Source organism: Pseudothauera nasutitermitis (assembly GCF_004801295.1).
GTDB lineage: Bacteria > Pseudomonadota > Gammaproteobacteria > Burkholderiales > Rhodocyclaceae > Pseudothauera > Pseudothauera nasutitermitis.
This window is the reverse complement of the sequence record NZ_SSOC01000002.1, coordinates 497,579-511,570: the sequence shown is the minus strand read 5'-3', so window position 1 is coordinate 511,570 and position 13,992 is coordinate 497,579. Positions and strand designations below refer to the sequence as shown.

The 13,992-nt window shown below is 69.0% G+C and carries 15 protein-coding genes; 10 read left to right on the top strand and 5 right to left on the bottom strand.

Annotated elements, in window-relative coordinates; all coding sequences use genetic code 11:
* The first annotated feature begins 3 nt into the window (after window positions 1-3).
* From E6C76_RS06475 to E6C76_RS06460, 4 genes are all read left to right on the top strand, one after another.
* Window positions 4-933, top strand: coding sequence for an ABC transporter ATP-binding protein (locus E6C76_RS06475; protein WP_136347421.1), 930 nt, complete (start codon window positions 4-6; stop codon window positions 931-933).
* A 13-nt stretch (window positions 934-946) separates the two neighbouring features.
* On the top strand, window positions 947-1,390 hold the full coding sequence (cynS, locus tag E6C76_RS06470; protein ID WP_136347420.1) for a cyanase: 444 nt from the start codon (window positions 947-949) through the stop codon (window positions 1,388-1,390).
* A gap of 206 nt (window positions 1,391-1,596) precedes the next feature.
* Complete coding sequence (locus E6C76_RS06465; protein ID WP_136347419.1) at window positions 1,597-3,018, top strand: circularly permuted type 2 ATP-grasp protein; 1,422 nt, start codon at window positions 1,597-1,599, stop codon at window positions 3,016-3,018.
* Between the two features lie 35 nt (window positions 3,019-3,053).
* Complete coding sequence (locus tag E6C76_RS06460; RefSeq protein ID WP_136347418.1) at window positions 3,054-4,010, top strand: alpha-E domain-containing protein; 957 nt, start codon at window positions 3,054-3,056, stop codon at window positions 4,008-4,010.
* 18 nt (window positions 4,011-4,028) lie between these two features.
* Here the strand turns inward: E6C76_RS06460 and rsgA are convergent, their stop codons facing one another.
* Together rsgA and E6C76_RS06450 are read right to left on the bottom strand one after the other, a co-directional pair.
* A complete protein-coding gene (gene rsgA, locus E6C76_RS06455; RefSeq protein ID WP_136347597.1) occupies window positions 4,029-4,913 on the bottom strand; it encodes a ribosome small subunit-dependent GTPase A in 885 nt (294 codons plus the stop codon).
* 29 nt (window positions 4,914-4,942) lie between these two features.
* Window positions 4,943-6,196: a M48 family metallopeptidase gene (locus E6C76_RS06450; RefSeq protein ID WP_136347417.1), complete on the bottom strand. Its 1,254-nt coding sequence runs from the start codon at window positions 6,194-6,196 to the stop codon at window positions 4,943-4,945.
* 101 nt (window positions 6,197-6,297) lie between these two features.
* On the opposite strand from E6C76_RS06450, the gene orn reads away from it, so the two are divergent.
* Window positions 6,298-6,846 (top strand): oligoribonuclease, encoded by a 549-nt coding sequence (orn, locus tag E6C76_RS06445; protein WP_136347416.1) that lies wholly within the window; start codon window positions 6,298-6,300, stop codon window positions 6,844-6,846.
* A 245-nt stretch (window positions 6,847-7,091) separates the two neighbouring features.
* Window positions 7,092-7,241: a hypothetical protein gene (locus E6C76_RS22020; RefSeq protein WP_168734258.1), complete on the top strand. Its 150-nt coding sequence runs from the start codon at window positions 7,092-7,094 to the stop codon at window positions 7,239-7,241.
* Between the two features lie 15 nt (window positions 7,242-7,256).
* Here the strand turns inward: E6C76_RS22020 and pgi are convergent, their stop codons facing one another.
* From pgi to rpmE, 3 genes are all read right to left on the bottom strand, one after another.
* Complete coding sequence (pgi, locus tag E6C76_RS06440; RefSeq protein ID WP_230976170.1) at window positions 7,257-8,876, bottom strand: glucose-6-phosphate isomerase; 1,620 nt, start codon at window positions 8,874-8,876, stop codon at window positions 7,257-7,259.
* A complete protein-coding gene (locus E6C76_RS06435; protein ID WP_136347414.1) occupies window positions 8,869-10,509 on the bottom strand; it encodes an ArnT family glycosyltransferase in 1,641 nt (546 codons plus the stop codon). Before E6C76_RS06435 ends, pgi begins: the two co-directional genes overlap by 8 nt.
* Before the next feature lie 155 nt (window positions 10,510-10,664).
* On the bottom strand, window positions 10,665-10,883 hold the full coding sequence (gene rpmE, locus E6C76_RS06430) for a 50S ribosomal protein L31 (protein ID WP_136347413.1): 219 nt from the start codon (window positions 10,881-10,883) through the stop codon (window positions 10,665-10,667).
* A gap of 170 nt (window positions 10,884-11,053) precedes the next feature.
* On the opposite strand from rpmE, the gene E6C76_RS06425 reads away from it, so the two are divergent.
* From E6C76_RS06425 to E6C76_RS06410, 4 genes are read left to right on the top strand one after another with little or no spacing between them, the layout of a single operon-like run.
* On the top strand, window positions 11,054-12,043 hold the full coding sequence (locus tag E6C76_RS06425) for a tRNA dihydrouridine synthase (protein ID WP_211090124.1): 990 nt from the start codon (window positions 11,054-11,056) through the stop codon (window positions 12,041-12,043).
* An 18-nt stretch (window positions 12,044-12,061) separates the two neighbouring features.
* Window positions 12,062-12,784, top strand: coding sequence for a tRNA (guanine(46)-N(7))-methyltransferase TrmB (gene trmB, locus E6C76_RS06420; RefSeq protein WP_136347412.1), 723 nt, complete (start codon window positions 12,062-12,064; stop codon window positions 12,782-12,784).
* Window positions 12,781-13,488 carry a UPF0149 family protein gene (locus tag E6C76_RS06415; protein WP_136347411.1) on the top strand — a complete coding sequence of 236 codons (708 nt, stop codon included), beginning with the start codon at window positions 12,781-12,783 and terminating at the stop codon, window positions 13,486-13,488. Before trmB ends, E6C76_RS06415 begins: the two co-directional genes overlap by 4 nt.
* Entirely contained in the window at window positions 13,467-13,826 is a 360-nt protein-coding gene (locus tag E6C76_RS06410; RefSeq protein ID WP_230976169.1) for a YkgJ family cysteine cluster protein, read from the top strand. The genes E6C76_RS06415 and E6C76_RS06410 overlap by 22 nt, the downstream gene beginning before the upstream one ends.
* Window positions 13,827-13,992: the final 166 nt, after the last annotated feature.

The following is a 13,992-nucleotide window of genomic DNA, read 5'->3' as shown; positions in this document are numbered from 1 at the left end:
CCGATGAACGCACCATTCCTCAAGGTCGAAGGGCTCGCCAAACGCTTTCCCGGTCCGCGAGGCAAGGATGGCCTGACGGTGTTCGAGAACGTCCATTTCGGCATCGAGAAGGGCGAATTCGTCTGCATCATCGGCCATTCCGGCTGCGGCAAGACCACCATCCTCAACGTGCTGGCCGGGCTGGACGAGGCCAGCGACGGCGTGGTGATCATGGACGGCAAGGAAGTGCGCGGCCCTTCGCTGGACCGTGGCGTGGTGTTCCAGGGCCATGCGCTGCTGCCCTGGCTCAGCACGCTGAAGAACGTCGAATTCGGCGTGCGTTCGCGCTACCCGGACTGGACCCGCCATCAGATCGAGGCACACAGCACCAAGTACCTGGAGATGGTCGGCCTGGGCCACGCGCTGCACAAGAAGCCGGCGGAGCTCTCCGGCGGCATGAAGCAGCGTGTGGGCATCGCGCGCGCCTTCGCCATCGAGCCGAAGATGCTGCTGCTCGACGAACCCTTCGGCGCGCTCGACGCGCTCACGCGCGGCACCATCCAGGACGAACTGCTGAAGATCGTGCTGGCCACCGCGCAGACCGTGTTCATGATCACCCACGACGTGGACGAGGCCATCCTGCTCGCCGACAAGATCGTGCTGATGAGCAACGGCCCGCTGGCGCGCATTGCGGAGATCGTCGAAGTCACCCTGCCGCGCGAGCGTTCGCGCACCACCATGCACCACGACCCGCAGTTCTACCGCATCCGCAATCACCTGGTGGATTTCCTGGTGAACCGCTCCAAGGCCTTTGCCGAGGAGGCCGGCGCCGAGGGCTGTGACCCGCGCCATCCACCCGTCGTCCGTCCCGGTCTCGCCGCGCCCAGCGCCGAGATCGTCGCCCTGCCCGCGGGCCAGCCGGCCCAAACCCACGTCACCAAAGCCTCTGCCTGAAGGAGAACACACCATGACCCGCGAAGAAGTCACCGCCCTGATCCTCACCGCCAGGATCAGGAAGAAGCTGAGCTGGGCGAAACTGGCCGAAACCGTTGGCCACAGCAAGGAATGGAGCACTGCCGCGCTGCTTGGCCAGATGACCCTGACCGAAGCCCAGGCCAGTGCCATCGGCAAGCTGCTCGATCTCCCCGGAGACGCCGTGGCCCAGCTGCAGGTGGTGCCCTACAAGGGCTCGCTGCCCACGGCCGTGCCCACCGATCCGCTGATCTACCGCTTCTACGAGCTGATCAGCGTGTACGGCACCACCTTCAAGGAGCTCATCCACGAAGAGTTCGGCGACGGCATCATGAGCGCCATCGACTTCAAGATGGATCTGCAGCGCGAACCCAACGAGGCCGGCGACCGCGTCCGCATCACCATGAGCGGCAAGTTCCTGCCCTACAAGACCTACTGAGGCGCTTTCCACCCTCAGATGCGCGGGTGCTGCACGGCGCCCGCGCATGCACCACGCCATCCGCCCTGGCATGGTGCCATGCACCGGCATGGTGCATAAAGCCGGCGGATAGCCTGCTTTCCCGCTGTGACAGGCCCCGCAGCCCTGGCATGTTTTTCGCTGTCAGAATGGTGACCGTTCCACTCCTGCGAGGCGGGCTCAGCGCCATGACGATCAAGCACTACTACAACGAGATGAGCGACGAGGGCGGGCACGTCCGCGCGCACTACTCGTCCTACGCCAACTGGCTTTCGGAGATGCCGGAAGAGCGCCTGGCGCAGAAGCGCGCCGAGGCCGACGCGCTGTTCCACCGCCACGGCATCACCTTCGCGGTGTATGGCGAGAAGGACGCCGGCACCGAGCGGCTGATCCCCTTCGACATCATCCCGCGCATCATCCCCGCCGACGAATGGCATACCCTGGCCGCCGGCCTGCGCCAGCGCGTGAAGGCGCTCAACCTGTTCATCCACGACATCTATCATGAACAGAACATCCTGCGCGCCGGCCACATCCCCACCGAACAGGTGCTCAACAACGCCCAGTACCGCAAGGTCATGCAGGGCGTGGACGTGGCGCGCGACCTGTACGCGCACATCGCCGGGGTGGACATCGTGCGTGCCGGCAAGGGCGAGTACTACGTGCTGGAGGACAACCTGCGCGTGCCTTCCGGCGTGTCCTACATGCTGGAGAACCGCAAGATGATGATGCGGCTGTTCCCGCGCCTGTTCTCGCGCTACCGCGTGGCGCCGGTGGACCGCTACCCGGACATGCTGCTGAAGACCCTGCGCTCCGTGGCGCCCACCGGGGTCACCGATCCCACCGTGGTGGTGATGACCCCGGGGGCCTACAACAGCGCCTATTTCGAGCATGCCTTCCTGGCCCAGCAGATGGGTGTGGAACTGGTGGAAGGGCAGGACATGTTTGTGCAGGACGACCAGGTGTTCATGCGCACCACGCAGGGGCCGCAGCGCGTGGACGTGATCTACCGCCGCATCGACGACGACTTCCTCGATCCACTGGCCTTCCGCCCGGATTCGGTGCTCGGCGTGCCCGGCCTGCTGCAGGCCTACCGCGCCGGCCGCGTCACGCTGTCCAACGCCATCGGTTCCGGCGTGGCGGACGACAAGTCGATCTATCCCTACGTACCGGAGATGGTGCGCTTCTATCTCGGCGAGGAACCCATCCTGCACAACGTGCCCACCCACATGTGCCGCAACAAGGAAGATCTCGCCTACGTGCTGGACAACCTGGCGGAGCTGGTGGTCAAGGAAGTGCACGGCGCCGGCGGCTACGGCATGCTGGTCGGCCCGGCCTCCACCAAGGCCGAGATCGAAGCCTTCCGCGAAGTGCTGGTGGCCCATCCGGAACGCTATATCGCCCAGCCCACGCTGGCGCTGTCGGCCTGCCCGACCTTCGTCGAATCCGGCGTGGCGCCGCGCCACATCGACCTGCGCCCCTTCGTGCTGTCCGGCGAGGAAGTCCAGCTGGTGCCCGGCGGGCTGACCCGCGTGGCCCTGCGCGAGGGCTCGCTGGTGGTCAACTCCTCGCAGGGCGGCGGCACCAAGGACACCTGGGTGCTGGAAGCCTGAGCGCGGTACGACAAGGATAGACAGGGAGAACGCAGATGCTGAGCCGTACCGCCGACCATCTCTACTGGATGGCCCGCTACATGGAGCGCGCGGAGAACGTCGCGCGCATTCTGGACGTCAATCACCGCATGTCGATGATGCCGCAATCCGCGGTGCAGGAAGAACAGGCCTGGGGCGCCACGCTGCGCATCATGGGGCTGGAGGCGCCGTTCCACCAGCGCTATGCGGAGATCACCCCGGATGCAGTGCTGGAGTTCATGATCTTCGACGACGACAACCCCTCCAGCGTGCGCAACTGTCTGCGCGCCGCGCGCGAGAACGCCCATGCCGTGCGCGGCACGCTGACCTCCGAACTGTGGGAGACCACCAACGGCACCTGGCTGAAGATGCGCGACTTCACCCGGGAGCAGTTCGCCGACCTGGGTGCCAGCGAATTCTTCGAGTGGGTGAAGTACCGCTCGCACCTGTCGCGCGGGGTCACCATCGGCACCATGCTGCAGGACGAGTCGCTGCGCTTCACCCGCCTGGGCACCTTCCTGGAGCGCGCCGACAACACCGCGCGCATCCTCGACGTGAAGTACCAGCTGCTGCTGCCCGCCGGCGAGGTGGAAGGCGGCGCCGCCGACTACTACCAGTGGAGCGCGCTGCTGCGCTCGGTGTCGGCCTTCGAGGTGTACCGCAAGGTGTATCGCGACCTGATCACCCCGTCGCGCGTGGCCGAGCTGCTGCTGCTGCGCGTCGACATGCCGCGTTCCATCGCGCGCTGCATGAAGGAGGTGTACACCAACCTGCGCGAAGTCGCCAACGACCAGTCGGCGGAAACCGAGCGCCGCGCCGGCGAACTGGAGGCGCAGCTGCGCTTCGGGCGCATCGACGACATCGTGCGCGACGGCCTGCACAACTACGTGGTGCGCCTGCTCGCGCGCGTGCAGGATCTGGGTAACCGCATCGCCGACGACTTCCTGGTGCCGGTGAGCGGATCGCGCAGCTGAGCCTGGGGCGGTGGCCCCTTACCAGCCAGGGTTGAGCCGCTTGGCCTCGGCGATTTCGCTGCGGATCTGGCGGTAGTGCTCGAAGCGGCGCGCGTGGATGGCGCCGTCTTCCAGCGCGGCGCGCAGTGCGCAGCCCGGTTCGCTTTCGTGGCGGCAGTCGCGGAAGCGGCAACTGCCCAGATGCGGGCGCAGCTCCACGAAGCATTCGGCCAGATGGCCGGGATCCAGATGGGCCAGCCCGAAGGCCTGCATGCCGGGGCTGTCGATCAACCATCCATCCCCGTAGAACGGATAGAGGCGGGCGAAGGTGGTGGTGTGCTTGCCGCTGTCCAGCGCAGTGGAAATCTCCCGCGTGGCGGCGTTGGCCTCGGGGATCAGCGCGTTGGTCAACGTGGATTTGCCCATGCCGGACTGGCCGACCAGAATGCTGCGCTCTCCTGCGAGCAATGGGTGCAGTGCTTCGACGCCGGCCAGTGCGCTGACTTCGGCCACGCGGTAGCCCAGTGCGGTAAACATCGCCAGCGCCTCGCGCGCGGCCGGCAGGCGTTCGGCCAGATCGGCCTTGTTCAGCACGATCAGCGACTTCAGCTCCTGCGATTCGGCGGCGCACAGGCAACGCGACACCAGCAGATCGGAGAAGGCCGGCTCGGTGGCCACCACGATGACCACCTGGGTGAGGTTGGCGGCGATCAGCTTCTCGCGGAAGGCATCCGAGCGCCACAGCAGGTTGCGGCGCTCGTGCAGATGTTCGATGGCGCCCTGGCCGTCGCCGCCCGGTGCCAGTTCCACCTCGTCACCACAGGCGAACACGCTCTTCTTGCCGCGCGGGTAGCCCTGCAGGCGGCCTTGCGCGGTGAGCACTTCGTAATGGCGGCCGAAGGCCGCGGTGATCCGCCCGTGGATGCGCGGGCCGCCGGCTGCGCGCGCCTTGTTCACCGCGGCAGGGCTTCCAGATGGGCCACGCGGATGGCCGCCGGCGGATGGGAATCGAAGAACTTCGAATACAGCGGGTCGGGCGTCAGCGTGGCGGCGTTGTCGCGGTACAGCTTGACCAGCGCGCCGACCAGATCGTCCGCGCGGGTCTGGCGCGCGGCGTAGCGGTCCGCCTCGAATTCATGCACGCGCGACCAGTGGCTCATCAGCGGGGCGAGCGGAAAGGCGAAGGCCGGCAGTACCAGCGAGAACAGCGCCAGCGCGCTGGCCGTGTGCGCCTCGCGCACGCCCAGCCCGGCGTAGAACCAGGGTTCGGCGATCAGCCAGCCGAGCAGGGCCATCACCCCCAGGCTGGTCAGCGCCAGCAGGGCGATGCGCTGGACGATGTGGCGGTGGTGGAAATGCCCCAGCTCGTGCGCCAGCACGGCTTCCACCTCCTGCGGGGCGAGCTTTTCCAGCAGGGTGTCGAAGAACACGATGCGCCGTGCCGCGCCGAAGCCGGTGAAGTAGGCGTTGCCATGCGCCGAGCGGCGCGAGCCGTCCATCACGTACAGGCCGCGCGCCTGGAAGCCGCAGCGTGCCAGCAGGCCTTCCACGCGGGCGCGCAGGGCGTCGTCCTGCAGCGGTGTGAACTTGTTGAACAGCGGGGCGATGAAGGTCGGCCAGATCAGCAGGGCGAGCAGATTCACGCCCAGCCAGAAGGCCCATACCCACAGCCACCAGTATTCGCCCATCGTGCCCATCAGCCACAGCACGGCGGCCAGTACCGGCAGGCCGATCAGTACCGCCAGCAGCGCCTCGCGTGCCGTGTCGGCGGCGTACAGGGCGGGCGTCATGCGATTGAAGCCGAAGCGCTTTTCGATGCCGAAGGTGCGTATCAGCGCGAAGGGCAGATCCACCAGCCAGCTCAAGACGCCCAGCGTACCGAGCAGGGCGAGGCCGGGCACCAGGCCGCCGGGCGCCAGCAGGCCGGCCCACAGGTCGGCGAGCGCCTGCAGCCCGCCGCCCAGCGTCAGGGCCAGGACGAACGCGGCGGATACGGCGAGTTCGATCCGCCCGAGGCGGGCGCGCGCCACGGTGTAGTCGGCGGCCTTCTGGTGGGCATGCAGGGCGATGCGTTCGGCGAACGCGGCTGGCACGCGCTCGCGGTGCGCGCGCACGTGGCGGACCTGGCGGGTCAGCAGCACGGCCTTGAGCAACATGCCGGCAAACAGCACGGCGACGAACAGGGTGGCGAAGGCCTGGGCGGTCATCGGGACGGGAAAGGCGAGAAGGGGAAGAGCGATGCGGGGGAAGCCGGTGCCGATCCATGCGACAATCGGCCTCTTGAACGTTTCGCAATGGCCGAAGGATTATGGCACAGGATAAAGATCACCTCATCTGGCTGGACCTGGAAATGACCGGGTTGGAGCCGGAGCGCGACCGCATCATCGAGATGGCCATCGTCATCACCGATGCCAATCTGAACGTGGTCGCCGAGGCGCCGGTGATCGCCGTGCATCAGCCCGACGCGGTGCTCGACGGCATGGACGAATGGAACCGCAACACCCATGGCCGCTCCGGCCTGACCGAGCGGGTGCGCAGTTCCACGATCGGCGAGGCGGAGGCCGAGCAGCGCATGCTGGATTTTCTCAAGGACTGGGTGGCCGAGCGCGTGTCGCCGATGTGCGGCAACTCGGTCTGCCAGGACCGCCGCTTCCTGGCGCGCTACATGCCGAAGCTGGAAGCCTGGTTCCACTACCGCAACCTGGACGTGTCCACGCTGAAGGAGCTGGCGCGGCGCTGGCGGCCCGAGGTGTACGGCAGCCTGAAGAAGCGCGGCAGCCACGAGGCGCTCGCCGACATCCACGAATCCATCGCGGAACTGCGCCACTACCGCGACACCTTCCTGCGGCTGGAATAAGCCTAGAAACCGCAGTTGACCGCTTATTCATATCCCGAAAGCCAGATGAACACTGCGTTCCATGCCTTCGCCAGGCCTCACCGCTGCGGTGAGCGCGCTACGCACCCGATTGCACGCCTGGCGGGCCGCCTGGCCGCGTTGCTCCTCATTGCAGGGAATGACCATGCGGCTTCGTCGCGCCTTGCCAGGCGGCCCGCCAGACGCACACTCGGGCGCGTCCAACTGCGGTTTCTAGGCTGACCCTCATGCGGCGCCGCGCGGCAAACCTGCTGGCCTGGCTGCGGGCGCGCCGCCGCATACTGCTGTGGATCGGCGCGCTGGTGCTGTTCTTCTATCTGCTCGGCTATTTCGCCCCGCGTGTCAGCACGCCGGGCATGTGCCTGATCTACGGCTGAGCGGCCGCCGCCGGTTCAGCCGCCCCGGCGCGCCAGCGCGCGCTGCATGCCCAGGGTGGCGCCGTCGCGCGCGCCATCGGGGTCGTCGGCCAGCCGGCGGGCCATTTCCTTGCCCAGTTCGACGCCGTACTGGTCGAAGCTGTTGATGCCCCAGATCCAGCCCTGCACGAACACCTTGTGCTCGTACAGCGCCATCAGCCGGCCCAGGCTGGCGGGATCCAGATCGGCCAGCAGCACCGTGGTGCTCGGCTGGTTGCCGGGAATTTCCAGATGCGGGGCGAGGCGCTCGATTTCGGCGGGCGGCAGCCCGCGTGCGCGCAGCGCGGCGCGCGCCTCGTCCAGGCTGCGCCCGTGGGTCAGCGCGGCGGCCTGCGCCAGCGCGTTGTCGGCGAGCGCCTGGCGGCGCGCATCACCCTTGCCGGCGGTGACGATGAAATCCACGGGCACGCAGTGCGTGCCCTGGTAGAACAGCTGGTGGAAGGCGTGCTGGCCGACCGTGCCGGCGCCGCCCCAGACCACCGGCGAGGTGGCTACTGCGGTGAACGTGCCGTCGCGCAGCGCGCGCTTGCCGTTGCTTTCCATTTCCAGTTGCTGCAGCCAGGCCGGGAAATTGCGCAGGCCGTGGGCGTAGGGCAGTACGGCGAGCGTGGAGGCGCCGATGAAGTCGGCGTTCCACAGGCCGACCAGGCCCATCAGCACCGGCAGGTTGGCGGTCAGCGGCGCGTTGCGGAAGTGCTCGTCCATCTCGCGTGCGCCGGCCAGCAGGGCGTCGAAGCCGTCCTCGCCGAGGGCGATCAGCAGCGGCAGGCCGATGGCCGACCACACCGAGTAGCGTCCGCCCACCCATTCGGGCATGGGCAGCACGCGGTCGGCTGGAATGCCGAAGGCCGCCGCCGCGCCGGTGGCGTTGCTGACCGCGAGAAAATGCGCGTCCAGCGGCGTGGCCTCGCCGAGCGTGGCGCGCAGCCAAGTGCGTGCGGCATGGGCGTTGGCGAGGGTTTCGGCGGTGGTGAAGCTTTTCGAGGAGACGATGAACAGGGTTTCCTCGGCGCGTGCGCCGGCCAGCGCTTCGTCCAGTTCGCGCGGATCGATGTTGGCGACGAAGCGCACCTCCACCGGGGTGCTTGCCGCTGGTCCGGCGAGTGCTTCGGCGGCCATGCGCGGGCCCAGATCGGAGCCGCCGATGCCGAGGTTGACGACGCGGCGGATGGCCTCGCCGCTCGCCCCGCGCAGTTCGCCGTTGCGCAGTTGCCGGGCGAATTCGCGCATGCGCGTGGCGGTGCGCGCCAGTTCGTCGGCGTCCGCCGCCGGCACGCGGCAGCCGCGGCGCAGCGCCATGTGCAGCGCGGCGCGGCCTTCGGTGTGATTGACCGCCTGGCCGCCGAACAGCGCGGCGATGCCGTCGCCCAGGCGCGCTTCGGCGGCCAGGGCGAGCAGATCGTCGAGGGTTTCGGCATCGAGGCGCTGGCGGGAGAAGTCCACCAGCAGTCCGGCGGCCTCGCGGGACAGCGTGCCGAAACGGCCGGCGTCGGCGGCGAACAGGTCAGCGACGTGCCGCGTGCCCAGGCGTTCGCGGTGGGCGGCCAGGTGTGTCCAGGCGGGCAGGTGCTGCGGAGCGGTGAAGGCGTCAGTCACGGCGGTAGAGGCGGAAGATGTCGAGCTGGCGGCCGCCTCCGCGCCGATGTTCCCAGACCAGCTTCCACTCGTCGGGAAGCTGGCGCGGCGCAGCGCGGCGGTCGTCATGGACCAGCAGAAGTCTGCATGGACTGCCGGCGGCGCGCACCGGTTCCGGGCGCAGGCCGGCGAAGTAGTCGAGCGATACGCGCACGTCGTCGGACAGACCGGTGGTGGCGATGCAGTCCGGGTGTTCGTCGGCCAGCACGCGGGCGAGCGATTCGGCCGGTGCGCGGTAGCTGCGGCCGTGGTCGAACCAGGACATCAGCAGCAACGCGGCCAGGCACCACAGCAGGGTGGTGCCCAGGGCCCAGTTGGCGGGGCCGCGGTTCGGGCTGCGCGGCATGCGCCAGACCAGCAGCAGCCAGGCGGCCGTCAGCGTGATGCCGATGACGGCCTGGAAAGTCTGCCCGTGGAGGACGAAATCACTGCCGTAGCGTTCGACATGGCGGGCCAGCCCCGGCGGCCAGGCGAACACCTGGGCGGTCCAGCCCAGCCAGACCAGCAGGGCGAACAGGCCCAGGGTCATCACGCCGAACCAGTCGAAGGCATTGGCCGCGCCCCGGCGCAGATGGGGCGCGCCGGCGGCGGCCAGCAGGGCCAGCGGCGGGATCATCGGCAGCAGGCCGGCGGGCGGTTCGCGCCCGTCGACAACCACCCAGGCGGCAGTGAGCAGGGTGGCGATCAGCGGCAGCAGAATGGGCAGGCCGATCAGCCGGCGGCGGCCGTGCCACAGCGCCCACAGTGCGATCGGCCACAGCGGCCAGAGGAACCAGCCGGACTCTTCCAGCAGGCCGCCGATCTCGTCGCGCGCCAGCAGTCGGCTGCCGAAGCCGCCCCAGTGCTCGGCCCACCACAGGCGGAACAGTTCGGGGTGCTGGTAGTGCAGCGCCAGCGGCCACAGCATGCCGAGCACCAGGGCCACGCACACGCCGAGCAGCAGTGCGCCGCTGGCGCGCGGTGTGCGGCAGTCCGGCGCGCACACCAGAACCAGGACGAACAGCGGCAGGGTCAGCAAGGCTCCGCTCAGGCCGGCGGCCAGGAAGGCCAGTGCGGCGCCCAGCGCGGCCTGCAGCGCGCCGGCCAGCGGTGCGCGCGGAACGCGTGCGAGACCGGCCAGTGTGAGCGCCTGCATGGCGAGCAGGGCGAGCATGGGCTGGGTCAGATGGGCGTTGATCAACAGCCCGAGCGTGCCCAGGGTGAGCAGCACCGCCGGCGCGCGGGCGGGGCGGCCGTACAGGCGGTCGGCGGCCTGCGCGGTCCAGCACAGCGTCAGCCCGGTGAACAGCGCACTGGCGAAGCGCGCGCCGTCATGCGCCGGCAACAGCCAGCCGAGGGCCTGCGCCAGCAGGGCGGCAACCCAGTAATACAGGGGCGGGTACTGCGTGGCGGCGTCGCCGGCGATGCGCGGGAACAGCAGGCCTTCGCCCTGCAGCATGCCGAGCACCGGACCGAAGTGGATGGCATCGTCACCGCGCCAGGGGTCGTGTCCGGCGACACCGGCGAGCAGGTAGAGCGCCGCCAGGACGATCAGGCCGAGCGGGCCGAACAGGCGCTGGAATGGCGGGGGGCGGGAATTCTGCGTGGCGATCATGCTGCGATACGTAGGCGGGGCCGTATGACGAGGCGATGCCGGAAGGCGGTCGGAAGGGGGATTCTATCCTTACCGGACGCCGGTGGCCGGCCGTGCTGCAATAGGCAACAAAAAAGGCAGCCGCGGCTGCCTTTTTCTGCGGAGCTGCGTCCCGCTCAGCTGGCGCGCTGGACGTTGCCGTACTTCTGGCGGAAGCGCTCGACGCGGCCGGCGGTGTCGACGATCTTCTGCTTGCCGGTGTAGAACGGGTGGCAGGCGGAGCACACTTCGACGTGCAGGGCCGGCTTGCCCAGCGTGGAGCGGGTGGTGAAGGCGTTGCCGCAGGAGCAGGTCACCGCGACTTCGGCGTAGTTGGGATGGATGTCCGCTTTCATGATTGGTCCTTGATGCAAGCGGGCGGTGAATGTGGCCGCCCTGGATGTTGAAAACGCGCGATTATCCGCCGTTGCGCGGGAGAAGGCAAGGCGCGCCGCGCGAGACCGCTGAAACCGGCGGCAACAGAGTCTAGAATGCGCGCCTTTCCTCCTCCGCCGGAGAAATCCCCTTGCGCCTGCTGCTCGCCCCGATGGAAGGCCTGCTCGATCACGATCTGCGTGAGGTGCTGACGCGTGCCGGGGGCTACGATCTGGCGGTGACCGAGTTCGCCCGCGTGTCGGCGAGCGTGCCGCCGCCGCGCTTCTTCCGGCGTATCAGCCCGGAACTGTCCGCCGGTGGGCGCACCGCTGCCGGCACGCCGGTGCGCGTGCAACTGCTCGGTTCCGATCCGCAACGCATGGGGGAGGCCGCCGCCGTGCTGGCTGCGCTGCGGCCGGCTGGCATCGATCTGAATTTCGGCTGCCCGGCGCCCACGGTGAATCGCCATCGCGGCGGCGCCGTGCTGCTGGACGAGCCGGAACTGCTGCATCGCATCGCGCTCGCCGTGCGTGCCTCGGTGCCCGCCGGATTGCCGTACAGTGCCAAGATGCGTCTGGGGGTGAGTGATCCGGGGCGTGCGCTGGAGTGCGCCCAGGCGCTGACCTCGGGCGGCGTGGAGGAACTGGTGGTGCATGCGCGCACCAAGGCCGAAGGCTATCGGCCGCCGGCCCATTGGGAGTGGGTGGGGCGCATCGCCGGTGCGGTGCGGGTGCCGGTGGTCGCCAACGGCGAGGTATGGAATGTGGCGGACTGGCGACGCTGCCGCGCGGTGAGCGGTGCGGACGACGTGATGCTCGGCCGTGGCGCGGTGTCCGATCCATTCCTGGCGCGGCGCATCCGTGCCGGCCTGGACGCCGCGGCGGTCGATGCGGCGCAGCGTGCGGCGGAATGGGCCGAGTTGCGCGGCCTGCTCGGCGACTACTGGTGCCGCGTGCGCGCCCGCGTCGAGGCCCGCCATGCGCCCGGCCGGCTCAAGCAATGGCTGGGCCTGCTGCGCCGTGCACACCCGGCCGCCGGCACGCTGTTCGACGCCTTGCGCGCGCTGCGCCTGCCGGCGGAAGTGGACGCCGCGCTGGTCCGTCACGGTATCCTTGCGCCCACCGAGGCGGCTGCCGCCTGATTCCCTGCGCATCGTTCCGTGAGTTACGCCAATTCCCGCATTCCGACCAGCGCCCAGCAGGGCGCCCACGACAAGCTCGCCCGCCTGGTGGAACGGCACCTGTCCACGCCGTTCCGCAAGCCCTGCACCGATTACAACCGCGCCGCCTTCGAGGCCAGCCTGGCCGGCTGGGACGGCCGCGCGCCGCTGATTCTCGATGCCGGCTGCGGGGTCGGGCACAGCACCATCCAGATCGCCCGCGCCCATCCGGACCACTGGGTGATCGGCGTCGACCAGTCCGCCGACCGCCTGGAACGCCGCAAGCCCTATCCGGAAGCGCTGATGCCGGCCAACCTCGTATTCGTGCGCGCCGATCTGGTCGATTACTGGCGGCTGCTGCACGATGCCGGCCTGCGTCTGGCGCGCCACTACATCCTGTACCCCAACCCCTGGCCCAAGATCGGCCACCTCGCGCGGCGCTGGCATGCGCATCCGGTATTTCCCTGGGTGCCACGGCTGGGCGGCGTGCTGGAATGCCGCAGCAACTGGGGGGTGTATATTGAAGAATTCGCGCTCGCCCTGCGCATGGCAAGCAGCTGCCCGGTGAATTGGGAGATCTTTACCGCCGAAGTGCCGCTGACCCCGTTCGAGCGCAAGTACCGCGACTCCGGCCAGCCGCTGTACCGGCTGGTCTGCGATCTGGGCGAGGGCGGCGCAGCGGCGCGCGACAACATGGATTCAATCGACGGAGCACGGCCATGAACCAGCAAGACATCGACGCCCACCTGCTCAGCGACGACGAGTTCGAGGCACTGGAAGAACTGCTCGTCTCCGACGCGGTGCCCGAGGACTGCATGGATCTGGAGATGCTCGACGGCTTTCTCGCCGCCGTGGTCGTCAGCCCCGTGCCGATGGAGCCGGTGGCCTGGCTGCCGGCGGTGTGGAGCGCGCACGGCGAGGAAATCTCCTTCGGTTCCGGCCGCCAGGTCCAGCAGGCCATCCGGCTGGTGCTGCGCTACCACAACGAACTGGCGGTGAGCATCGGCGAGGAAGAGGGCTGGGAGCCGTTCTGCTTCGCCGCCGGCGAGGGCGACACGCTGGCCATCGGCGAGGAGTGGATGGCCGGCTTCACCCAGGGGCTGGAACTGTGGCCGGAGGATTGGGAAGCCGGAGTGCCGGCCGAGCAGGCCGGCGCGGTGCGCGAGGAGATCGCCGCCATGGCGACCACCTGGGGCAGCCCGGCGGCCGACAGTGCCGACGAGGAAACCCGGCTGCTGTGGCTGGAGGAGGCCGGCGAAGCGGTCGCGCGCATCCGCGCGCGCTGGCGGGAAGCCGGTCTGCCGCTGGCGGGGCCGGTAGCCGTCGATGCGCCCGCCGCTGTGCCTCGGGCAGGCCCCGGGCGCAACGAGCCGTGCCCGTGCGGCAGCGGCAAGAAGTACAAGAAGTGCTGCGGCGCGGAGAGCTGAGCCCTGCCGCCGGTGCGGACCCCTGCACGCGCTGCGGTGCGTGCTGCACCGCCTTCCGGGTGGATTTCCACCCGGCCATGCTGGCCAGCCGGGAAAGCGGTGGCGTACCCGACGAACTCACCCTGCCGGTGACCGCGCAACTCGTGCGCATGCGTGGCACTGACGAGGCCGCGCCGCGTTGCGTGGCCCTGCGCGGCGAAGTGGGTGTGGCGGTGGAATGCACCATCTACACGCGCCGTCCGCCGCCGTGCCGGGACTTCGCACCCTACGCGCCACTGGGCATCGGCGATGCGGGCTGCGAGCGCGCGCGGCGGCGCCATGGCATGGCGCCGCTATGAATGCCCGTCTGGTATCTTCATGGAAATATTTTTTCCATGAAAATTGTTTCATAACAGCTGCTTGCGGATTTTTCGCGGGGCTTGATTCCGGCCATGGAGGCGCTAGAATCCGCGCGCCGAGTCCGGCGTCCCCATGGCGGGCGCGCCGCCGATCCGGAGGGCCGGG